The 20554-nt window shown below is 75.0% G+C and carries 18 protein-coding genes; 13 read left to right on the forward strand and 5 right to left on the reverse strand.

Going from position 1 to position 20554, the window contains the following annotated elements; genetic code table 11:
* Positions 1 to 42: 42 nt before the first annotated feature.
* Positions 43 to 210, forward strand: coding sequence for a hypothetical protein (locus ABZ858_RS12250; RefSeq protein ID WP_361375468.1), 168 nt, complete (start codon positions 43 to 45; stop codon positions 208 to 210).
* Here ABZ858_RS12250 and ABZ858_RS12255 read toward each other — a convergent pair.
* Both ABZ858_RS12255 and ABZ858_RS12260 read right to left on the reverse strand, forming a co-directional pair.
* Positions 202 to 873: an ABC transporter gene (locus ABZ858_RS12255; protein ID WP_361375470.1), complete on the reverse strand. Its 672-nt coding sequence runs from the start codon at positions 871 to 873 to the stop codon at positions 202 to 204. The two genes, ABZ858_RS12250 and ABZ858_RS12255, sit on opposite strands and share 9 nt — an antisense overlap.
* On the reverse strand, positions 870 to 1736 hold the full coding sequence (locus tag ABZ858_RS12260; protein WP_361375472.1) for an ATP-binding cassette domain-containing protein: 867 nt from the start codon (positions 1734 to 1736) through the stop codon (positions 870 to 872). The genes ABZ858_RS12255 and ABZ858_RS12260 overlap by 4 nt, the downstream gene beginning before the upstream one ends.
* 45 nt (positions 1737 to 1781) lie before the next feature.
* Here ABZ858_RS12260 and ABZ858_RS12265 point away from each other — a divergent pair, with 45 nt between their 5' ends.
* The 5 genes from ABZ858_RS12265 (at position 1782) to ABZ858_RS12285 (ending at position 7720) form a co-directional block, all read left to right on the forward strand.
* Positions 1782 to 2522, forward strand: coding sequence for a peptidyl-tRNA hydrolase (locus tag ABZ858_RS12265; RefSeq protein ID WP_361375474.1), 741 nt, complete (start codon positions 1782 to 1784; stop codon positions 2520 to 2522).
* A 112-nt stretch (positions 2523 to 2634) separates the two neighbouring features.
* Entirely contained in the window at positions 2635 to 3984 is a 1350-nt protein-coding gene (locus ABZ858_RS12270; RefSeq protein WP_361375476.1) for a DUF692 family multinuclear iron-containing protein, read from the forward strand.
* Between the two features lie 211 nt (positions 3985 to 4195).
* The gene (locus ABZ858_RS12275) at positions 4196 to 4843 is read left to right on the forward strand and encodes a DUF4142 domain-containing protein (protein ID WP_361375478.1); all 648 of its coding nucleotides are present in this window, start codon (positions 4196 to 4198) and stop codon (positions 4841 to 4843) included.
* Between the two features lie 97 nt (positions 4844 to 4940).
* Complete coding sequence (locus ABZ858_RS12280; protein WP_361375480.1) at positions 4941 to 5726, forward strand: TIGR04222 domain-containing membrane protein; 786 nt, start codon at positions 4941 to 4943, stop codon at positions 5724 to 5726.
* A 326-nt stretch (positions 5727 to 6052) separates the two neighbouring features.
* The gene (locus ABZ858_RS12285; RefSeq protein WP_361375482.1) at positions 6053 to 7720 is read left to right on the forward strand and encodes an alpha/beta hydrolase; all 1668 of its coding nucleotides are present in this window, start codon (positions 6053 to 6055) and stop codon (positions 7718 to 7720) included.
* Here the strand turns inward: ABZ858_RS12285 and hemQ are convergent, their stop codons facing one another.
* Together hemQ and hemG are read right to left on the reverse strand one after the other, a co-directional pair.
* Positions 7721 to 8452, reverse strand: coding sequence for a hydrogen peroxide-dependent heme synthase (gene hemQ / locus ABZ858_RS12290; protein WP_361375484.1), 732 nt, complete (start codon positions 8450 to 8452; stop codon positions 7721 to 7723).
* Positions 8453 to 8456: 4 nt separating this feature from the next.
* Entirely contained in the window at positions 8457 to 9929 is a 1473-nt protein-coding gene (hemG, locus tag ABZ858_RS12295; RefSeq protein ID WP_361375486.1) for a protoporphyrinogen oxidase, read from the reverse strand.
* A gap of 120 nt (positions 9930 to 10049) precedes the next feature.
* On the opposite strand from hemG, the gene ABZ858_RS12300 reads away from it, so the two are divergent.
* Together ABZ858_RS12300 and ABZ858_RS12305 are read left to right on the forward strand one after the other, a co-directional pair.
* Entirely contained in the window at positions 10050 to 11462 is a 1413-nt protein-coding gene (locus ABZ858_RS12300; protein WP_361375488.1) for an FAD-dependent oxidoreductase, read from the forward strand.
* Positions 11463 to 11531: 69 nt separating this feature from the next.
* On the forward strand, positions 11532 to 12386 hold the full coding sequence (locus tag ABZ858_RS12305; RefSeq protein ID WP_361375490.1) for a rhomboid family intramembrane serine protease: 855 nt from the start codon (positions 11532 to 11534) through the stop codon (positions 12384 to 12386).
* Between the two features lie 93 nt (positions 12387 to 12479).
* Here ABZ858_RS12305 and hemE read toward each other — a convergent pair whose 3' ends face one another.
* The gene (gene hemE / locus ABZ858_RS12310; protein WP_361375492.1) at positions 12480 to 13550 is read right to left on the reverse strand and encodes a uroporphyrinogen decarboxylase; all 1071 of its coding nucleotides are present in this window, start codon (positions 13548 to 13550) and stop codon (positions 12480 to 12482) included.
* A 125-nt stretch (positions 13551 to 13675) separates the two neighbouring features.
* Between hemE and ABZ858_RS12315 the strand changes: the two genes are divergently transcribed.
* The 5 genes from ABZ858_RS12315 (at position 13676) to ABZ858_RS12335 (ending at position 20545) form a co-directional block, all read left to right on the forward strand.
* Positions 13676 to 14350, forward strand: coding sequence for a DUF3000 domain-containing protein (locus ABZ858_RS12315; RefSeq protein ID WP_361375494.1), 675 nt, complete (start codon positions 13676 to 13678; stop codon positions 14348 to 14350).
* Between the two features lie 430 nt (positions 14351 to 14780).
* On the forward strand, positions 14781 to 15437 hold the full coding sequence (locus tag ABZ858_RS12320) for a response regulator transcription factor (protein ID WP_361375496.1): 657 nt from the start codon (positions 14781 to 14783) through the stop codon (positions 15435 to 15437).
* Between the two features lie 245 nt (positions 15438 to 15682).
* Complete coding sequence (locus tag ABZ858_RS12325; RefSeq protein ID WP_361375498.1) at positions 15683 to 16984, forward strand: ribonuclease D; 1302 nt, start codon at positions 15683 to 15685, stop codon at positions 16982 to 16984.
* Between the two features lie 214 nt (positions 16985 to 17198).
* A complete protein-coding gene (locus ABZ858_RS12330) occupies positions 17199 to 18419 on the forward strand; it encodes an acetyl-CoA C-acyltransferase (RefSeq protein ID WP_361375500.1) in 1221 nt (406 codons plus the stop codon).
* Positions 18416 to 20545: a 3-hydroxyacyl-CoA dehydrogenase NAD-binding domain-containing protein gene (locus tag ABZ858_RS12335; protein WP_361375502.1), complete on the forward strand. Its 2130-nt coding sequence runs from the start codon at positions 18416 to 18418 to the stop codon at positions 20543 to 20545. Before ABZ858_RS12330 ends, ABZ858_RS12335 begins: the two co-directional genes overlap by 4 nt.
* Positions 20546 to 20554 lie beyond the last annotated feature (9 nt).

Genomic DNA, 20554 nt, shown 5'->3' on the forward strand with positions numbered 1-20554 from the left:
GGTTCCGGCCGGGCGCGCCGGGGCCCGTCCTACGCTGGGGTCATGAGCCAGGACGACACCCGCGACGACCGCCCGGCCGGAGCCGCCCCGCCGTACGCGGAGTGCGTGCTGTGCCGCGAGCCGACGGAGTATCCGCCGACCCACAAGGGGATCACCCTCTGCCCCGTCTGCGAATGGCAGGAGGCGCAGCGCACGGCCTGCTCAGGGTGATCTGCGGGCGGTGAGCGCGCAGCTCGCCGCGATCGCCGCCGCCGCGACCAGGGCCGCCGCGGCCGGCGGCAGCAGCGGCAGCGGGACGCGGCCCGAGTGCGAGCCGGTGACCAGGCCGCTGACGGCCGCCCGGGCCGGAGAACCGCCGGCGACCATGGTCAGTACGGCCGCCAGCAGCATCGCGGGCACCGCGCGGCCCCGCGTCAGCAGCACCGGCCGGTTGGTGACCGCGCCGACGGCCGTGCCGAGCAGGGCGCAGGTCAGCATGGCGAGCAGCCCCGCGCCGGTCGCCGGGAGCAGCGGTACCCGGACGCGGTGACCGGTGTCGGCCGGGTCGCTGACCAGCGCGACCACGGCGGTGGCGGCCGTGCCCAGGGTCACCGCCGTGCCCAGCGCCACCAGCACACAGGCCAGGTGCGCCCGGGCCGGGCCGGCCGTGGCGGCGACGCAGGCGCGGGCGGCCGGCGGCTCGCCGGTGACGCACACCCGCACCAGCCAGGCGGCGACGGGCAGCAGGAACGCGGCCGCGTAACCGAGCGAGTCGAGCACCGGCTCGCCGCTGCGCACCCCGACGGCCAGCACGGCCGCGTACAGGATGAACGGCGGCAGCCAGCGCTGCGAGCGGACCAGCAGCGCGGCCTGGTAGCGGATCAGGGCGGTCATCGGGCCCCTCCGGGGTGCGGGCCGGGGCCGACGCGGACCACGTGCCACGGCGGCCGGGCGTCCAGCAGGGCGCGCAGGACGGTGTCGGAGCGGGCGGCGGGCACGGCGAGCCGGTACACGCCCGGTCCGGCCTCCTCGGCCGAGGCCGCGCAGCGCAGCGCGGCCTCGGGCGGCCGCCCGTCCGGCGGTCCCTGCGCCTCCACGACGACATACGGTCCGGACGGCACGGCGGTGTCCTCGCCGCCGCGCCGCTCCAGGGTGCCGTCGCGGACCGTGTGGACCGCGCGGGACGCACCGGCGAGGCGCTGCGGGTCGTGGTCGACGAACACGACGGCCCCGCCCTGCGCCCGCCGCTCGGCCACCGCGCGTTCCAGCTCGGCCCGGGCGGGGCCGTCCAGCCCGGTGAAGGCCTCGTCCAGCACGAGCAGTTCCGGCGCGGCGAGCAGGGCCTGCGCCACGGCGACCTTCTGGCTGCTCCCCTTGGACAGCCGGGTCATGGGCGTACTGGCGTATCCGGCGGCCCCGAAGCGCTCCAGCCACCGGGCCGCGGCGCGGGCGGCGGCCGGCCGGGGCAGGCCGTGCACGGCGCCGAGGTGGGCGAGATAGCCGGCGGCGGTGAACGGCAGCGCGGCCGGGAAGCGTTCGGGCACGAACCCGGTGCGCGGCCGACCGGTGATCCGGCCCTCGGTGGGCGCGTCGATCCCGGCCAGCAGGCGCAGCAGCGTGGACTTGCCGGTGCCGTTGGCGCCCTCGACGCGGGTCAGGGTGCCGGGCGCGATCGTCAGGTCCACGCCCCGCAGCACCCACGGGCCGCGCGGCCCGTAGCGGCGGCCGACTCCGTCCAGTCGCAGATCGCCTCGCACAGGGGCCGTCCTCTCGTCCACGCCGCCCTTGGCACACTGGGTCCCGTGACCCACAAGACGCCTGTCCCCGAGAGCCCGTTCCGCGCCGAGCCCGGCGACCGCGACCTTGCCCCGCAGTATGTGCTGCCGCTGGTCGTCCGGATCGAGCGGGCCGCACCCCCGGCCCGCACCGACGCGCTGGAGACGGCGGCCCGCGCGGTGCTGGTGCTGCTCTGCGACGACCGCGCCCTCGGCGACGGCGCGTGGGCGCGGGCGGTGCGGGACTGGCAGGACGCCCGGATCCGCAAGGTGGTGCGGCGGGCGCGTGGCGCGGAGTGGCGGCGGGCCGAGGCGCTGGACGGCATCACGGTCACCGGCGGGAGCGCCGAGGTACGGGTCTTCCCGCCGATCCCCCTGGACGGCTGGCCCAAGGATCTCGCCAAGCTGCAGGTCTCCGGCACCGAACTGGACGACCCCGAGCCGCCCGCCGCCCCCGGTCCCGGCGCCCCGGTGCTGTGGCTCAATCCGCGGCTGGAGATGACCGCCGGCAAGTCCATGGCCCAGGTCGGCCACGGCGCCCAGCTCGCCTGGTGGGACCTGTCGGACGCGCGGCGCGCCGCCTGGCGCGCGGCCGGTTTCCCGCTGTCCGTCCGCACCGCCGCCCCGGACCACTGGGACCGCCTCACCGGCACCGACGGCCTGCCGGTGGTCCGCGACGCGGGGTTCACCGAGATCGCCCCCGGGCCGACCGTGGCGGTCGAGGGCGTCGACCGGGTCGCCGCCCTCCCGGTGCCGCACCGGCCGTAGGGCCGAACCTCAAATGTTCCTCTGAGAGGGCGGCGGGCGCGGTTCGCGGCCCGGCGCCCGGGCCATACCCCTGACGCACCGGGGGGTCCGGCTGGAGGGGGACGGGGAAACGATGGAGCGGCTGGGGACGGGGATCGGCTGGCGGCCGGAGATCGCGGACGCCGTGGAGCGCATGCCGGGCGTCGACTGGGTCGAGGTGGTGGCCGAGAACGTGTGTCCCGGGCATCTGCCGGACTCGCTGGCCCGGCTGCGGGAGCGCGGCGTGACCGTCGTACCGCACGGGGTCTCGCTCGGCCTGGGCGGGGCGGAACGGCCGGACGAGGACCGGTTGCGGGCGCTCGCCGAGCGGGCGCTGGCGCTGGGCTCGCCGCTGGTGACCGAGCACATCGCGTTCGTGCGGGCGGGCGGCCCGCTGACCGCCTCGGACCGCATCGAGGCGGGGCATCTGCTGCCCGTGCCGCGCACCCGCGACGCCCTCGGCGTGCTGTGCGAGAACATCCGCGTCGCGCAGGAGGCCCTGCCGGTGCCGCTGGCCGTGGAGAACATCGCGGCCCTGCTGTCCTGGCCGGACGAGGAGCTGACCGAGGCGCAGTTCCTGTACGAGCTGGCCGACCGCACCGGCGTACGGCTGCTGATCGACGTGGCCAACCTGCACACGAACCACGTCAACCAGGGCGAGGACCCGGCCGAGGCGCTGGCCTGGCTGCCGCTGGAGGCCCTCGCCTACGTCCATGTGGCGGGCGGCTACGAGCGGGACGGCGTCTGGCACGACAGCCACGCGCACCCGGTGCCCCGGCCGGTCCTGGACATCCTGGCCGGCCTCGCCTCCCGGGTGTCCCCGCCGGGGGTGCTGCTGGAGCGGGACGAGAACTTCCCCGGGCCGGCCGAGCTGGAAGGGGAGCTGGACGCGATCCGCAGGGCGGTGGAGCGGGGCCGTACGGCCACCGGGGGGCGGGCGGACGGCCGTACCGCCCCGGACGGCCGTACCGCCGCCCCGGCCGGCCGGACGCCCGCGCCGACGCCGGTCCCCGTGGCGGCCGGACCCGGGCCCGACCGCCGCCCGCTGGCCCTCGCGCAGACCGCGCTGCTGTCCTCGCTCGTGGCCGGCACCCCCGCGCCGGAGGGCTTCGACCGGGGGCGGCTCGCGGTGCAGGCCAGGGCGCTGGCCTCGAAGCGGGCGGACGTGGTGGCCAAGGTGGCGCCGGAGCTGCCGGTGATCCTCGGTGCGGAGTACCGGCCCGCGTTCCTCGCGTACGCCCGGCGGCACCCGATGCGCGGGGGCTACCGGCGTGACGCCATGGAGTTCGTCGAGTCGCTGCTGCTCGCCGCCCGGCCGGCGGACGCGGCGGCCCGGCGGGAACTGCGCGGGTGGTGGCGGGAGCGGTCCGGGCCCGCGCCGAGGTCCGGCAGACCTGCGGTACGGGCGGCCCGGGCGGCCCGCCGGGTGCTGCTGCGCCGCTGAGGCCGCCGCCGTGCCGGTGGGCGGCCTCCGGCTCGGGTACGGCCTGGTGTACGCCCATGCGCACGGCCTCGGTGTGACTGTTCTCACACCCTGCTCCCGGGGCCTTCGCCCACCCCTTATCTCCCTGTTCGCCCGGCGCCGCAGTACGATGCCACACCACCCTCACCCCACCCGACGAGCACTGACGCGCGGTGCCGCGACAGGAGGCACCATGCGGCCACGGCCCCCCGTCAAGGGGCGCGGCGTCCTCAGCGGGACCGGTGTCATCGTCGCGGCGCTGGCCGGGACCGTCGCGGCCCTGGTCGTCCCGCTGTGGCTGTACGCCCACCGGCCCGCCGCCCCGGCGAGCGCGCCGGGCACCCGGGCCGTGGCGGCCCCGTACGGGGCGCTGTCCGGGGCCGACCGGGACTTCCTCACCGGGACCCGGCTCGCCGACCTGTGGGAGCTGCCCGCCGCACAGCAGGCGCAGGAGAAGGGCACCACCGACGCCGTACGGGCGGCCGGCCGGCAGCTCGTGCAGGGGCACACCTCGCTGGACCGGCGGGTGCGCGACGTGGCCGCCCGGCTCGGCCTGCGGCTGCCCGACGAGCCCACCGCCGAGCAGCAGCGGTGGCTCGACGGCCTGGGCTCGGCGCGGCCCGGCGACTACGACCGCACGTTCACCGGCCTCGCCCGGAACGCCGAGGGCAAGGCGCTCCCGTCGGCCGCCGAGGTGCGCGCGAGCACGCGCAACGCGCTGGTGCGCGCGCTGGCCGCCGAGGCGGACACCACCGCGCTGGACGACCTGGAGTCCCTGGAGGCCACCGGACTCGTCGACGACGCCGTGCCGTCCCCGCCGCCGCCGACACGGGAGCCCTGACCTCGAAAGACAAACGGAACGTCACATACCGGCGACCCTCCGTCCGGTATGTGGATAAGGCATGGAGTTTCCCGGGTCGTTGGCATAGAACGACGTCATGTTCTGGGTCCTCTTTCTCCTTCTCGCCTGGGTCGTCGCCGGTGTGGCGTGCGCGCGGCTGTGCCTGGCCGCCGTCCGCGCGGCGGCCGTGGGCGGCCGCGCGACGACCGCGGACCCGGAGCACGATCTGACGCTGTACGAGGCGGCCTTCCTGTCCGGCGGTCCCGCGCGGGTCGCGGACGTCACCCTCGTCGCCATGGCCCGCCAGCGCCGGCTGCTGCTCGCGCACACCGGCTGGGCCACCGTCGTCGACCCGCGCGGCCGGGACGAGATGGAGCGGTCCGTCATCGGGGCCATCGGGCCCGAGGGGCAGTCCCGGATCGCTCCGGTGCGGGCCGCCGCGGCCGCCGCGGACCCGGTGCGGGGGCTGGCCGACCGGCTGGTGAGCGCGGGGCTGGCCGTGCCAGAGGGGTCGGGTGCGTCGGTCGCGGCCGGGGTCCGCCGGGTGCGGGCCGCCTCGCTGGCCGTGCTGGTGCTGGGCGCGACCGCGCTGCTGCTGCCCGGTCCGACCGGGATGCCGCGCGGCCTGATCGCCCTCTGGTTCGCGCTGCCGCTGACGCTCACCGTGAGCTGCCTGGCCATCGCCCGGGCCGAGATCCACCCGTACTCGCGCTGGGCCTCGCCGGCCGGGCAGCGGCTGCTCGGCTCACTGGCCGGGCGGGTCCGGGGCGCCGGTGACGAGCGCACCTTCCTGGCCTCCGTGGCCGTCCGCGGCATCCGGGCCATCGGCGAACCGGGACTGCGCGCGGCCTTCACCCACCGCGACCAGCCCTGGCGGGACTGACCGGTCCACACGGGGAACCGACAGTCCCACACGGGGGGCTGACCGGTCCTGGCGGGGGGCTGACCGGTCCCGGCCGGAGGGGGACCGACCGGTCCCGGCCGGGGGGGACCGACCGGTTCACCCAAAGGGGCGGTGCCGGAGCGCCCGGCCGGAGCAGGCGCCCGCTCGGGGCGCATCGGGCGCATCCGCGCCGACACCGGCCCCGCGGTGCTTGCCTTCGCCCGGAGGCGCACGAAACATCCCTTGTGCCGCCGCCGTGCCGCCCCGCCGCCCCGCGGCGGGCCGCCGCCGCGCGGTGAAGCGACCGTGCGCCGAAGGGATACGCCATGAGAGCAGCCGCCGTCCGCACGGTCGCCGGGTCCTTGGTCCTGACCGCGCTCGCCGCCGCACCGTCCGTCGGCGCCCCGGCGGATCTCCAGCTTCCCGGCGGCACCGCGGAGCTGCGCGGCACCGTGCGGGCCGCCGCCCGGGCCCGGGTGGCCGGCATCGACTTCGGCGCCTGCCCGGGCGTGCCCGAGGCGCCCGCCACCATGGAGTGCGGCACGGTGTCCGTGCCCCTGGACTACGCCCGCCCCGAGGGCCGGCACATCGAGCTGACCGTGAGCCGGGTCCGGGCCACCCAGCGGGACCCGCGCAACAGCAAGCGCAGGGTGCCGCGGCAGGGCGCGCTGGTGTTCGATCCGGGGGGTCCGGGCGGCGACGGGATGTCCTTCCCGCTGATCGGGCTGCTGCCCGAGTGGAAGCCGGTGGCGGCCGCCTACGACCTCGTCGGCTACGCCCCGCGCGGCGTGGGCCGCTCGGCCCCCCTGTCCTGCGAGGACCCGAAGGACTTCTTCAAGGCGCCCACCCCCGCGCCGACGCACCCCTCACCGGCGTACAAGAAGCAGCGGATCGCCGCGGCCCGGGCCTACGCCCAGGGGTGCGCCCGGCGCTCGGGGGCCGGCCTGCGCTTCTACACCTCCCTGAACAACGCCCGGGACCTGGACGTGCTGCGCGCGGCGCTCGGCGAGGACCGGCTGACGTATCTGGGCGCCTCCTACGGCACCTACTTCGGCGCGCTGTACGCGACGCTGTTCCCCTCGCACGTGCGGCGGATGGTGCTGGACTCGGCGGTGAACCCGGACCCGGACCGCGTCTGGTACCGCGACAACCTCGACCAGTCGGCGGCGTTCGAGAGCCGCTGGGCGGACTTCCGTGACTGGGTCGCCCGGCACCACGACGCGTACCGGCTCGGGCGGACGGCGAAGGCGGTGCAGGGGGCCTACGAGACGGCGCGGCGGCGGCTGGCCGCGAAGCCGGCGGGCGGCTCGGTGGGGCCGGGGCAGTTGCAGGGCGCGTTCCTGAACGCCGGGTACTACGACGACGCCTGGCCGCTCGGCGCCGCGGCCCTGTCGGCGTATCTGAAAGGCGATGACAAGCCGCTGGTCGCGCTGGCCGCGCCGTACCGGGAGGGGGCCGCCGAGGCGGAGAACAGCGCCGCCGTCTACACGGCCGTCGAGTGCAACGACGCGCCCTGGCCGACCGACTTCCGGACCTGGGACCGCGACAACACCCGGCTGGCGCGCCGGGCGCCGTTCGAGACCTGGAGCAACGCGTGGGCGAACCTGCCCTGCGCCTACTGGCCGGCGCCCCGGCAGCGGCCGCTGGACGTGCGCACCGGGCCGGGCGAGCTGCCGCCCCCGCTGATCCTGGCCGCCGAACGGGACGCGGCCACCCCTTACGAGGGCGCGCTGGAGCTGCGCCGGCGGCTGTCCGGCGCGGCGCTGGTGACCGAGCGGGACGCGGGCACGCACGGCGTCGCGTACGGGCCGAACGCGTGCGTCAACGCGTACGTGGACGCCTATCTGCTCCAGGGCCGCCTGCCGGACCGGCACGCGGCCTGCGCCCCGCACGCCGAGCCGCGGCCGGACCGGCCGACCTTCCAGGAGCTGCGCGCGCGGCAGCTGCGCGCCGCCCTGGAGGAGACGGCCGGCCGGCCGGCGGCCGGGAAGTGATCAGGCGAGCCCGGCGACCAGATCCGCGATCTCCTTGCGCCGACCGGTGAAGAAGGGCACCTCCTCGCGGACGTGCCGGCGGGCCTCCGAGGCGCGCAGGTGGCGCATGAGGTCGACGATGCGGTGCAGCTCGTCGGCCTCGAAGGCGAGGATCCACTCGTAGTCGCCGAGGGAGAACGAGGCGACGGTGTTGGCGCGCACGTCCGGGTAGCCGCGGGCCATCTTGCCGTGGTCGGCGAGCATGCGGCGGCGGTCCTCGTCGGGCAGCAGGTACCAGTCGTAGGAGCGCACGAACGGGTAGACGCTGACGTAGTCGCGGGGCGTCTCGTCGGCGAGGAACGCCGGGATGTGCGAGCGGTTGAACTCGGCGGGGCGGTGCAGCGCCATGTTCGACCAGACCGGCTCCAGGGCGCGGCCGAGCCTGGTGCGGCGGAAGAGGTTGTACGCCTCCTGGAGCTGGTCGCTGGTCTCCGCGTGCCACCAGATCATCAGGTCGGCGTCGGCGCGCAGGCCCGAGAGGTCGTACGTGCCGCGGACGGTCACGTCCTTGGCGGCGAGCTGGTCGAACAGCTCCTGGACCTCGTCGGCGTGGCCCGCCCGGTCCTCGGGGAGCGTGTCCTTCAGCTTGAAGACGGACCAGAGCGTGTAGCGGATGACCTCGTTGAGGTCCTTGGCCAGCTTGCCCTTGTTCGGGATCCTGCCGGGCTCGGTGGTGGAGGCGTCGTCACTCATGGGGCTATTCTCCCGCTCCGCCGTGCGGGCTCTGCACCGGGTGGGCGGTGAGTTCCCGCACGGCGCCGAGGTCGCCGCGCAGCTGGTCCACGGCCGCGTGGGCGCCGGCGACGCACGCCGGGACGCCCACTCCGTCGTAGGCCGCGCCGCACACCGCGAGGCCCGGCAGGGCGGCGACGTGCTCGCGGAGGCGGCGCACGCGCGCGTGGTGGCCGACCGGGTACTGGGGCAGGCCGTCGGTCCAGCGGGTGACGCGGGTACGCAGCGGTGCGGCGTCCAGGCCGGTGGCCTCGCGCAGGTCGTGCCGGGACAGCCGGACGAGGTCGGCGTCCTCGCGGTCCAGGATCTCCGTCTCGGCGTACCGCCCCACCGAGGTGCGCACCACCGTCACGTCCGGGTCCTCCTCGGCGATCCAGCCCCACTTGCGGGAGGCGAAGGTCGACGCCTTGATGGTGCGTCCGTCGACCGGGGGGACGAGGAAGCCGCTGCCCTGGGGCAGGGCGGCGGTGTCGGCGGTCCGGTAGGCGAGGGTGATCAGGGCCATGGAGGCGTACTCGACCGCCCGCAGCTCGGCGGCGGCCCGCGGGGACTCCGCGGCCAGCAGCGCGGCGGTGACCGGCGCCGGGGTGGCGAGGACCACCGCGTCGGCGTGCAGGACGCGGTCCCCGGCGGCCACCCGCCAGCCGCCTCGGGCCTCCCGGCGCAGCTCGGCCACGGGGGTGCCGGTCAGGATCTCGCCGCCGCGCGCCCGCACCGACTCGGCGACCGCGAGCGGCAGCCGGCCGACGCCGCCGCGCAGGCCCATGAAGACGGGGCCGGCCGCCTGCGCGGCGGCGGCGCGGGCCTGGATGCCGCGGACCGCCTCGGTCAGCGAGGTGTGGGCCTGCGCGGCCTCGAAGAGCTGGGGGACGGCCGAACGCATCGAGATGCGGTACGCGTCGCCCGCGTAGACCCCGCCGAGCAGCGGCTCGACCAGCCGGTCGACGACCTCGCGGCCGAGGCGGGCCGCGACGTACGCGCCGACCGCGACGTCCTCGCCGGTCTCGGTGCGGGGCAGTTCGGCGTCGCGCCCGATGCGGGCCAGACCCTCGTCGGAGAGCACTCCGGCGAGCGCGGCGGCGGTGCCGGGGACGCCCATCACATGGCCCTTGGGCATGGGGCGCAGGGCGCCGCGGGTCCAGATCGAGGCGGTCGCGGTGGCGGGCGGCTGGAGCGCGTCCGCGAGTCCGACCGCGCGGGCGAGGGCCACGCCCTCGGGCCGGCGGGCGAGCATCGACTCGGCGCCCAGGTCGACGCGGACGCCGGCGATCTCGCCGGGCAGCAGCTTGCCGCCGACCCGGTCGGCGGCCTCCAGGACGGTCACCCGCGCCCCGCGCTCCAGCAGCCGGTGCGCGGCGGCCAGCCCCGCGATCCCGGCCCCGATGACGACGACCCGTCCCCTGCCCGTCGTGTCCTGCCCCGTGCCCGTTGCGCTCATGTCCCCCACTCTCTCAGACCCCTCTGACACCGCCGCCGGCCCCCGGGACTCGCGGCCGCGGCCCGCTTCCGGTGGCCGGGAGGCGGGCGCGGCGCGGCGGGCGCCCCGTAGCGTGTCGGCATGGATTCGGACGGAAGCAGCGGCGCCGTGCGGGGCGCCCGGGAACGGCTGGTCGTGATCGGCGGCGACGCCGCGGGGATGTCCGCGGCCTCGCAGGCGCGCCGGATGCGCGGCCCTGGCGAGCTGGAGATCGTGGCGTTCGAACGCGGCCACCACAGCTCGTACTCGGCGTGCGGCATCCCCTACTGGGTCGGCGGCGACGTGGACGGCCGCGACCGGCTGATCGCGCGCACCCCCGAGGAGCACCGCGCGCGGGACATCGATCTGCGGACGCGCACCGAGGTCACGGAGATCGACGTGGCCGGGGGCCGGGTCCGCGCGCGGGACCTCGACGCGGGGACGGAGTCCTGGACGTCGTACGACAAGCTCGTGATCGCGACCGGGGCGCGGCCGCTGCGCCCCGACATGCCCGGCGTCGACGCGCCCGGCGTGCACGGCGTGCAGACCCTGGACGACGGCGAGGAGCTGATCGCCACGCTGGAGGGGGTGCGCGGGCGGCGGGCGGTGGTGGTCGGGGCGGGCTACATCGGCGTGGAGATGGCCGAGGCCCTGATCAAGCGCGGCTACGAGGTGACGGTCGTCAACCGCGGCACGGAGCCCATGTCCACGCTCGATCCCGACATGGGACGCCTGGTGCGGGACGCCATGGTGGGGATGGGCATCACCATGGTCGGCGAGGCCACCGTGACCAAGGTGCTCACCGGGTCGGACGGCCGGGTGCGGGCGGTGGCCACCGAGGACGCCGAGTACCCGGCGGACGTGGTGGTGCTGGGCATCGGGGTCCGCCCCGAGACCTCGCTCGCGCGGGCGGCCGGGCTGCCGCTGGGCGCGGACGGCGGCCTGCTCACCGACCGGGCGATGCGGGTGCGCGGCCACGAGAACATCTGGGCCGGCGGGGACTGCGTCGAGGTGCTCGACCTGGTGTCCGGGCAGCAGCGGCACATTCCGCTGGGCACCCACGCCAACAAGCACGGCCAGGTCATCGGCACCAACGCGGGCGGCGGTTACGCCACCTTCCCGGGCGTGGTCGGGACCGCGGTGAGCAAGGTGTGCGACCTGGAGATCGCGCGGACCGGGCTGCGCGAGAAGGACGCCCGGCGCGCCGGGTTCCGGTTCGAGACGGCCGTCATCGAGTCGACGAGCCGGGCGGGCTACTACCCGGGCGCCTCCGCCATGACGGTGAAGATGCTCGCCGAGCGCCGCACCGGCCGCCTGCTGGGCGTGCAGATCGTGGGCCGGGAGGGCGCCGGCAAGCGGGTGGACGTGGCGGCGGTGGCGCTGACGGCCGGCCTGACCGTGGAGCAGATGACGGGCCTGGACCTGGGCTACGCGCCGCCGTTCTCACCGGTGTGGGACCCCGTCCTGGTGGCGGCGCGGAAGGCTGCGGCGAAGGTGCGCGACGGCGCCTCCTGACGCGCCGCGGCGGCCCTGCCGGTGCCGCGCCCGCCGGTTCGGCGGGCGCGGTGCGGGCAGTACTTCCCTGTGGTCATCCCCGTCCATGACGTGAACCCGGTGCGGCGCACCCCCTGGGTGACGTACGCCCTGATCGCCGCGAACGTCGTCGTGTTCCTCGCCACCCCCGGCCTGGCCGGCTCGGTGACGGGCGGCGGCACGCTCGCCCAGCTGTGCCACCTCCAGGCGTTCACGGAGCACTACGCGCTCGTCCCGCGCGAGCTGATCCAGCACCGGATGCCGTCGCTGGTGCCGACCGGCGCGGTCGGGGTGGGCGCGCACGGGCCGGGCTGCGTGCTGGGCCCGCCGGGGTACGGCAAGTCCGCCGAGCTGTCCGTGCTGACGGCGATGTTCCTGCACGGCAGCTGGCTGCACCTGTTGGGGAACATGCTGTTCCTGCTGATCTTCGGCAACAACGTCGAGGACCGGATGGGGCACATCCGCTTCACCCTGTTCTACGTCGTGTGCGGCTACGCGGCCGGATACGGCTTCGCGCTGCTGAACGCGGGCTCCGGGCAGCCGCTGATCGGGGCGTCGGGGGCGATCGCCGGGGTGCTCGGCGCGTATCTGGTGCTGTATCCCAGGGCCCGGGTGTGGGTCCTGGTGCCGTTCCTGATCTTCCTGCCGCTGCGGCTGCCGGCCTGGATCGTGCTGGGGTTCTGGTTCGTGCTCCAGGCGTTCTACTCCGCCGGGGAGGGCGTGTCCCAGGCGGGCACCGTGGCGTACGCGGCGCATGTGGCCGGGTTCATCGTGGGCATGCTGATCGCGGTACCGCTGCGCCCCGGCACCCCTCCCCCGCCGGAGCCGCGCGGTCTGCTGTTCGGGCGGCGGGCACGGCCGGGCCCCGGCGGCTGGGACGGACGGGCGAGCGGCCCGCGCTGGTGAGCGCGGGGCGCCGCACCGCTCCTGCCGCTCGCGGCGCCCACCGCCTCGCGGCCGGGCAGGGCTCGGGGCGGGCGGCCGGACGGGCCGGCCGGGTCAGCGGGCCGTGCGCGTGTGCACGTACTCCACGAGCCGGGTGAGCGCGTCGGGGTCGGTGGCCGGCATGACGCCGTGCCCGAGGTTGAAGACGTGCCCCTCCAGGCCGGCGGCGGCCTCCAGCACCTCGCGGGTCTTGGCCTCGACGGCCTCGCGGGAGGCGAACAGCACGGTCGGGTCCAGGTTGCCCTGGAGCGCCTTGCCCGGGCCGATCCGGCGGGCGGCCTCGTCCATCGGCACCCGCCAGTCCACGCCGACCACGTCCGCGCCGGCCTCGCTCATCAGGCCCAGCAGCTCGCCGGTGCCCACGCCGAAGTGGATGCGCGGGACGCCGTACCCGGCGACGGCCTCGAAGACCTTCGCGGAGGCCGGCAGCACCGAGCGGCGGTAGTCGGCGGGGGCCAGCGCCCCGGCCCAGGAGTCGAAGAGCTGCACGGCGCTCGCGCCCGCCTCGATCTGCACCTTCAGGAAGGCGCCCGTGACGGCGGCGAGCCGGTCGAGCAGGTCCCGCCACAGCTCGGGGTCGCCGTACATCATCGCCTTGGCGTTCTCGTACGTGCGCGACGGGCCGCCCTCGACGAGGTAGCTCGCGAGGGTGAACGGGGCGCCGGCGAAGCCGATCAGCGGGGTGGCGCCCAGCTCGCGGGTGAGCATGCCGATCGCCTCGGTGACGTAGGGGACGTCCTCGGGGGTCAGGTCGCGCAGCCGGGCCAGGTCCTCGCGGGTGCGGAACGGACGCTCGACGACCGGGCCGATGCCGGGCTTGATGTCGAGGTCGACACCGATGGCCTTCAGCGGCACCACGATGTCGCTGAAGTAGATCGCCGCGTCCACGTCGTGCCGGCGCACCGGCTGGAGGGTGATCTCGGTGACGAGGTCGGGGCGCATGCAGGAGTCGAGCATCCCGATGCCCTCGCGCACCTTGCGGTACTCGGGCAGCGAGCGCCCGGCTTGCCGCATGAACCACACCGGGGTGTGCGGCACCGGTTCACGCCTGCACGCCTTGAGGAAGGCGGAGTCGTAGGTGGCGGTCGGCGGCTGGTGACTGGCGGGCGTCTCGTTGGCACTCACGGTGGCAAGTCTCGCACGGCGCCGGGGGCGCGGGGGCCGCGGTGTGCGGCCCCCGGACGGCGCCGCTGCCTGCGGCGGGGTGTCTTGCCCTGCACGAAGGCCCGGTTCCCCTTAATCTTCCCGGCATGGCTGCGGCACAGGGACGACGGTCGGACGGCACTGGCGGAATGGACGACACGAAGGAGGGGGACGGTGATGCAGGCGGGAAGGACCACGTTCCCTTGCCCTTCCGGGCCGCCGTCGACGCGCTGAGGGCGGCGCGGCTGCGGCCGCAGGTGGAGATCGAGCAGGTACCGGCGCCGCAGCGCCTGGCGCCGTTCGCGTACGCGCTGGAGGCCACGGTCGTCGACGGCGACCAGGACCTCGCCGACGGGAGGCTGGTGCTGCTGCACGATCCGGCCGGGCACGACGCCTGGCGGGGCACCTTCCGGCTGGTGACCCTGGTGCGGGCGGAGCTGGAGCCGGAGATGGCCGCCGATCCGCTGCTGCCGGAGGTGTGCTGGTCCTGGCTGACCGGGGCGTTGCAGGCGCGCGGCCTCGGGTACGGCGAGCCGAGCGGCACCGTCACCCGCGCCTCCTCCCACTACTTCGGCGGGCTGGCCGCGCGCCCGGCCGCCTCGCAGATCGAGATCCGCGCCTCCTGGACGCCCCGCGAGGGGCTGGGCGGGGTGCCGGACACCGGGGCGCACCTGGCCTCCTGGTGCGATCTGCTGGCCCAGGTCGCGGGCCTGCCGCCGGCCGGGCCCGGTGACGCGTCCGTGGTGACGCTGCCGCAGCGGCGCGGCCCCCAGTCCCGCTGAGACCCACGAATCCTCGAAGGACCTCTCCACCGAACGACCTCTCCGGCGAACGGCCCGGGCGGAACACCGCCCGGGCCGTTCGCCGTGTCCGGCCTCCCTGCCCCCGCCCCCCTTGCCCCCCCAACCGCCCCGGCCATCCCTGCCACCGCGACCGCACACACGTCCGGCGTCTTACCCGTCCCTTGCGATGTCTTTGTCGATACGGCCACTTTCGCGCATCTATCGACCTCGAACGGCCCTGAGTGAACCGATTCGACCTTCGGATGATCGACAGTCTGTCCGAATTGAACGCATTGTTACTCACCAGATAGTGATCATTCTCTAAAGGACAAGGGGTTTGATGCCGAAGACGACTGTGACCTTGCAAGCACGGTTAGTCCCGGCTTCCTCCCCACAAGCCGGCCCCGTCCCCCCACCCCCAGGAGGCCTGGTGTCCGTTCTCCTTGAGCAGCCCGCAAGCCTGGTCGCCTACCGCCCGAACAAGCCGACCGCCATGGTCGTCGTGGCCGACCCGCGTGTCCGTTCCACCGTCACCCGTCATCTGTGGGCGCTCGGAGTCCGGGACGTCATCGAGGCGTCGTCCGTCGCGGAGGCCCGCCCCCGCATCGGCAACCCGCGCGACATCTGCGTCGCCGACGTGCACCTGCCCGACGGCTCCGGGCTCACCCTGCTGTCCGAGACCCGGGCGGCCGGCTGGCCCAACGGCCTGGCCCTGTCGGCCGCAGACGACATCGGCGCCGTCCGCAACGCCCTCGCGGGCGGTGTGAAGGGCTACGTCGTCACCGGCACCCGCACCAACCTCGGACTCCCCACCCGGCCGGGTGCCGCCCCCATCGGCGCCACCCGGCTGCACCGCCGTCCCCCGGGTGCCCCGAGCCACCCGGGTGGCTACCGCGAGCTGTCCGGCCGTGAGGTCGAGGTGCTGCGGCTGGTCGCCGAAGGACAGTCCAACAAGGCGATCGGCGTCTCGATGGGCCTGTCCGCGCTGACCGTCAAGAGCCACCTCGCCCGCATCGCCCGCAAGCTCGGCACCGGCGACCGCGCCGGAATGGTCGCCGTCGCCCTGCGCACCGGCATCATCCACTGACCCGGCCCCGCACCCCGGCCGCCGCATCCCCCGTTTGCCGACTTTCCCGCCGCACGTTCCACCGTCCCCTCCCCGTCCCCCTCCCCCGCCGCGCCGAGCCCTGTCCCACCGAGGTGCCCGGCCCCTTCCCCCCTGCCGGCCGTGCACCGGACGCGTCCGCGACCTGACCGGTTCACGACCCCACGGCGCCCGCCGACGGAACGTTCCGTCGGCGGGCGCCGCCCATCCACCGATACCCTTGACATGTGACCGACGCCCAAGAAACCGCAGCAGACAGCTCACTGCGCACCACCGGAGGCGCCCCTCCGGACGACAGCGGAACTTCTGACACCGGGGCGCCGATCCCGCTGCTCGAACCGCGCGAGGGCATCCCGCCCGTGATCGCCGACGCCGACGCGCTCGCCGAGGTGGTCGCCGCGTTCGCGGCCGGCTCCGGGCCCGTCGCCGTCGACGCCGAGCGCGCCTCCGGCTACCGCTACGGGCAGCGCGCCTATCTGGTCCAGCTGCGCCGCGAAGGCGCCGGGACCGCGCTGATCGACCCCGTCGGCTGCCCGGACCTGTCCGGCCTCGGCGAGGCGCTGTCCGGCGTCGAGTGGGTGCTGCACGCCGCCACCCAGGACCTGCCGTGCCTGCGCGAGATAGGCATGGTCCCCACCCGGCTGTTCGACACCGAGCTGGCCGGCCGGCTCGCCGGCTTCCCCCGGGTCGGGCTCGGCGCGATGGTCGAGAACGTCCTCGGCTTCGTCCTGGAGAAGGGCCACTCCGCCGTCGACTGGTCCACCCGCCCGCTGCCCGAGCCGTGGCTGCGCTACGCCGCCCTCGATGTGGAACTCCTCGTCGACCTGCGCGACGCCCTGGAGAAGGAGCTGGACCGGCAGGGCAAGCTGGAGTGGGCCCTGCAGGAGTTCGACGCCATCGCCTCCGCGCCGCCGCCCGAGCCGCGCAAGGAGCCCTGGCGGCGCACCTCGGGCATGCACAAGGTGCGGCGCAGGCGCCAGCTCGCCGTCGTGCGCGAGCTGTGGGAGGCCCGCGACCGCATCGCCCAGCGCCGGGACGTCTCGCCGGGCAAGGTGCTCTCGGACGCGGCCATCGTGGAGACCGCCCTCGCGCTGCCGCCGAACGTGCACGCGCTCGCCGGGCTCAACGGCTTCGGGCACCGCACGAGCCGGCGCCAGCTGGAGCAGTGGCAGGCCGCGGTGGACCGGGCCCGGACCCTGCCCGAGTCGGCGCTGCCGCCGCAGGGCCAGCAGCTCACCGGCCCCCCGCCGCCGCGGGCGTGGGCCGACAAGGACCCGGTGGCGGCCGAGCGGCTGTCGGCGGCCCGGACCGCGGTCTCCGCGCTGGCCGAGCAGCTGAACATGCCCCAGGAGAACCTGATCGCGCCGGACACGGTGCGCCGGCTGTGCTGGGAGCCGCCGAAGCCGGCCGACCGGGAGTCCGTCGGCGCGGCGCTCGCCGGGTTCGGGGCGCGGGCGTGGCAGATCGAGCAGGTGACGCCCGTACTGGTCGCCGCGCTGGCCGGCGGGGGTGACGCTTCGGCGCCGTAGGGCGTGGGGTCGTGCGGCAGGTGCCGGTGCGTGGTGGGTTGCTCGCGCAGTTCCCCGCACCCGTTTCGGGGCACGTGGTTCCGGGTGTGACCTTCGCCGCTTGGGGCGGGGGGACTGGGCAGCAACATTACCCGCGAGTAGCATGAACGCTGAGCGCGCGCTCAGCGAGTGTGCGCCGCAGCAGTGCCACCCCGCACCCTGGAGGAGAGCCATCGTGCCTCGTACCGTCAGGGACGTCGTCTTCGTCGACGGCGTCCGCACCCCGTTCGGCAAGGCGGGCCCGAAGGGCATCTACCACGAGACCCGCGCCGACGACCTCGTCGTGAAGGCGATCCGGGAGCTGCTGCGCCGCAACCCGGGTCTCGACCCGAAGAAGGTCGACGAGGTCGCCATCGCCGCGACCACGCAGATCGGCGACCAGGGCCTGACCCTCGGCCGCACGGCGGGCATCCTCGCGGGCCTGCCCACCTCGGTCCCCGGCTACTCCATCGACCGCATGTGCGCGGGCGCGCTGACCGCCGTCACCTCGGTGGCCGGCTCGGTCGCCTTCGGCGCGTACGACATGGCCATCGCGGGCGGTGTCGAGCACATGGGCCGCCACCCGATGGGCGAGGGCGTCGACCCCAACCCGCGGTTCGTCAGCGAGAAGCTGGTCGACGAGTCCGCCCTGTTCATGGGCATGACGGCGGAGAACCTGCACGACCGCTACCCGCACATCACCAAGCTGCGCGCCGACGAGTACGCGGTCCGCTCCCAGGAGAAGGCCGCCAAGGCGTACGCCAACGGCAGGATCCAGGCCGACCTGGTGCCGATCTCGGTGCGCCGCACCACGCCCGAGGGCGGCGAGACCGGCTGGGGCCTGGTCACGGCGGACGAGCCGATGCGCCCGGGCACCACGCTGGAGAACCTGGCGGGTCTCAAGACGCCGTTCCGCGTGCACGGCCGGGTCACCGCGGGCAACGCGGCCGGCCTGAACGACGGCGCCACCGCCTCCGTCATCGCGAGCGAGGAGTTCGCCCGCGAGAACGGCCTGCCGGTCAAGATGCGCCTGGTCTCCTACGCCTTCGCGGGCGTGGAGCCGGAGGTCATGGGCTACGGCCCGATCCCGGCCACCGAGAAGGCGCTCGCCAAGGCGGGTCTGTCCATCTCCGACATCGGCCTGTTCGAGATCAACGAGGCCTTCGCCGTGCAGGTCCTCGCCCTGCTCGACCACTACGGCATCGCGGACGACGACGAGCGCGTCAACCAGTACGGCGGCGCGATCGCCTTCGGTCACCCGCTGGCCTCCTCCGGCGTCCGGCTGATGACCCAGCTGGCCCGCCAGTTCGAGGAGCAGCCGCAGGTCCGCTACGGCCTGACCACCATGTGCGTCGGCTTCGGCATGGGCGCGACGGTCATCTGGGAGAACCCGCACTTCGACGGAGGCGACAAGTGAGCACCACCGCTGAACTCCTGAAGGGCGCGGCCGAGCTGTTCCCGGACGAGGTCGTCACGCAGGCGCACGTACGCCACTTCGACCTGCCGCTCGGTGCGGGCCGCTTCGCGCTCATCACCCTGGACAACGGCTTCGACCACACCAAGCCGACCACCTTCGGCCCGCAGTCGCTCGCGAACCTGAACACCGCGATCGACCGGGTCGAGAAGGAGGCCGCGGACGGCGAGATCACCGGCGTCGGCATCACCGGCAAACCGTTCATCTTCGCCGTCGGCGCCGACCTCAAGGGCGTCGAGCTGCTCAAGCAGCACGACCACGCGCTGGCCATCGGCAAGGGCGGTCACGAGGTCTTCAAGCGCCTGGCGCAGCTGGCCGTGCCCACCTTCGCGTACTACAACGGCGCGGCGATGGGCGGTGGCGTCGAGGTCGGCCTGCACTGCACCTACCGCACGGTGTCCGCGGCCCTCCCGGCGTTCTCGCTGCCCGAGGTCTTCCTCGGCCTGGTGCCGGGCTGGGGCGGCTGCGCGCTGCTGCCGAACCTGATCGGCGCGGACAAGGCCGTCTCGGTGATCATCGAGAACAGCCTCAACCAGAACCGCCAGCTCAAGGGTGTGCAGGTCTACGAACTGGGCATCGCCGACGCCCTGTTCGAGGGCGCGGACTTCCTGGAGCAGTCGCTGATCTGGACGGCGTCCGTCCTCAAGGGCGAGATCGCCGTGGAGCGTCCGGCGATCGACCGCGGCGAGGGCTGGGACCAGGCCGTCGCGCGCGGCCGGTTCATCGCCGACTCCAAGGTGCACGGCGCGGCCCCGGCCGCCTACCGCGCCCTGGACATCATCGCCGCCGCCAAGGACGGTGACCTGCAGGCCGGTTTCGACGCCGAGGACCAGGCCCTGGCGGACCTGATCATGGGCGGCGAACTGCGCGCCGGCATCTACTCGTTCAACCTGGTGCAGAAGCGCGCCAAGCGGCCCGCCGGCGCGCCGGACAAGAATCTGGCCCGTCCGGTGACCAAGGTGGGCGTGGTCGGCGCGGGCCTGATGGCCTCGCAGCTGGCGCTGCTCTTCCTGCGCCGCCTCGAAGTGCCGGTCGTCCTCACGGACATCGACCAGGAGCGCGTCGACAAGGGTGTGGGCTACGTCCACGCCGAGATCGAGAAGCTGCTGGGCAAGGGCCGTATCAACCAGGACAAGGCCAACCGCCTCAAGGCGCTGGTGACCGGCGTCCTGGACAAGGCCGAGGGCTTCGCGGACGCCGACTTCGTCATCGAAGCGGTGTTCGAGGAGATGGGCGTCAAGCAGAAGGTGTTCGCGGAGGTCGAGGCGGTCGCCCCGGCGCACGCGATCCTCGCCACGAACACCTCCTCGCTCTCGGTGTCGGAGATGGCCTCGAAGCTGAAGCACCCCGAGCGGGTCGTCGGCTTCCACTTCTTCAACCCGGTCGCGATCCTGCCGCTCCTGGAGATCGTGCGCGGCGAGCAGACCGACGACGCCTCGCTGGCGACCGCGTTCGCGGTGGCCCGGAAGCTGAAGAAGACCGCGGTGCTGGTCAAGGACGCCCCGGCGTTCGTGGTCAACCGCATCCTGACCCGCTTCATGGGCGAGATCCAGAACGTCATCGACGAGGGCACCCCGGTGGAGGTGGCGGAGAAGGCGGTCGAGCCGCTCGGCCTGCCCATGTCCCCGCTGGTGCTGCTGGAGCTGGTCGGTCCGGCGATCGGCCTGCACGTCTCGGAGACGCTCAACCAGGCGTTCCCGGACCGCTTCACGGTCTCCCCGAACCTCAAGGCGGTCGTCGAGGCCGGCAAGCGCGGCTTCTACGTCTACGACAGCGGCAAGCCCGAGCTGGACCCCGAGGTCGCCGCGCTGCTCAAGCAGGGCGATGTCGTCCTGACGGAGGAGCAGGTGCGGGCGCGGGTGCTCGACGCGGTCGCGCAGGAGATCGCCCTCATGCTGGAGGAGGGCGTGGTCGCCGAGGCGCAGGACATCGACCTGTGCCTGATCACCGGCGCCGGCTGGCCCTTCCACCTGGGCGGCATCACGCCGTACCTGGACCGTGAGGGCGTGTCGGAGCGGGTGGCCGGCAAGAAGTTCCTGGCTCCGGGCGTGGCGTCGGTCCCGGCGTAACCGGCCCGC

It is taken from the genome of Streptomyces sp. NPDC047017 (assembly GCF_040644175.1).
Lineage (GTDB): Bacteria > Actinomycetota > Actinomycetes > Streptomycetales > Streptomycetaceae > Streptomyces.

Excerpts from the sequence above, each read along its gene's own strand:
- ABZ858_RS12255 (WP_361375470.1), bottom strand. The coding sequence starts at position 873 with ATGACCGCCCTGATCCGCTACCAGGCCGCGCTGCTGGTCCGCTCGCAG.
- ABZ858_RS12285 (WP_361375482.1), top strand. The coding sequence starts at position 6,053 with ATGAGAGCAGCCGCCGTCCGCACGGTCGCCGGGTCCTTGGTCCTGACC.
- ABZ858_RS12280 (WP_361375480.1), top strand. The coding sequence starts at position 4,941 with ATGTTCTGGGTCCTCTTTCTCCTTCTCGCCTGGGTCGTCGCCGGTGTG.
- hemQ (WP_361375484.1), bottom strand. The coding sequence starts at position 8,452 with ATGAGTGACGACGCCTCCACCACCGAGCCCGGCAGGATCCCGAACAAG.
- ABZ858_RS12250 (WP_361375468.1), top strand. The coding sequence starts at position 43 with ATGAGCCAGGACGACACCCGCGACGACCGCCCGGCCGGAGCCGCCCCG.
- hemG (WP_361375486.1), bottom strand. The coding sequence starts at position 9,929 with ATGAGCGCAACGGGCACGGGGCAGGACACGACGGGCAGGGGACGGGTC.
- ABZ858_RS12315 (WP_361375494.1), top strand. The coding sequence starts at position 13,676 with ATGGCTGCGGCACAGGGACGACGGTCGGACGGCACTGGCGGAATGGAC.
- ABZ858_RS12275 (WP_361375478.1), top strand. The coding sequence starts at position 4,196 with ATGCGGCCACGGCCCCCCGTCAAGGGGCGCGGCGTCCTCAGCGGGACC.
- ABZ858_RS12270 (WP_361375476.1), top strand. The coding sequence starts at position 2,635 with ATGGAGCGGCTGGGGACGGGGATCGGCTGGCGGCCGGAGATCGCGGAC.
- ABZ858_RS12300 (WP_361375488.1), top strand. The coding sequence starts at position 10,050 with ATGGATTCGGACGGAAGCAGCGGCGCCGTGCGGGGCGCCCGGGAACGG.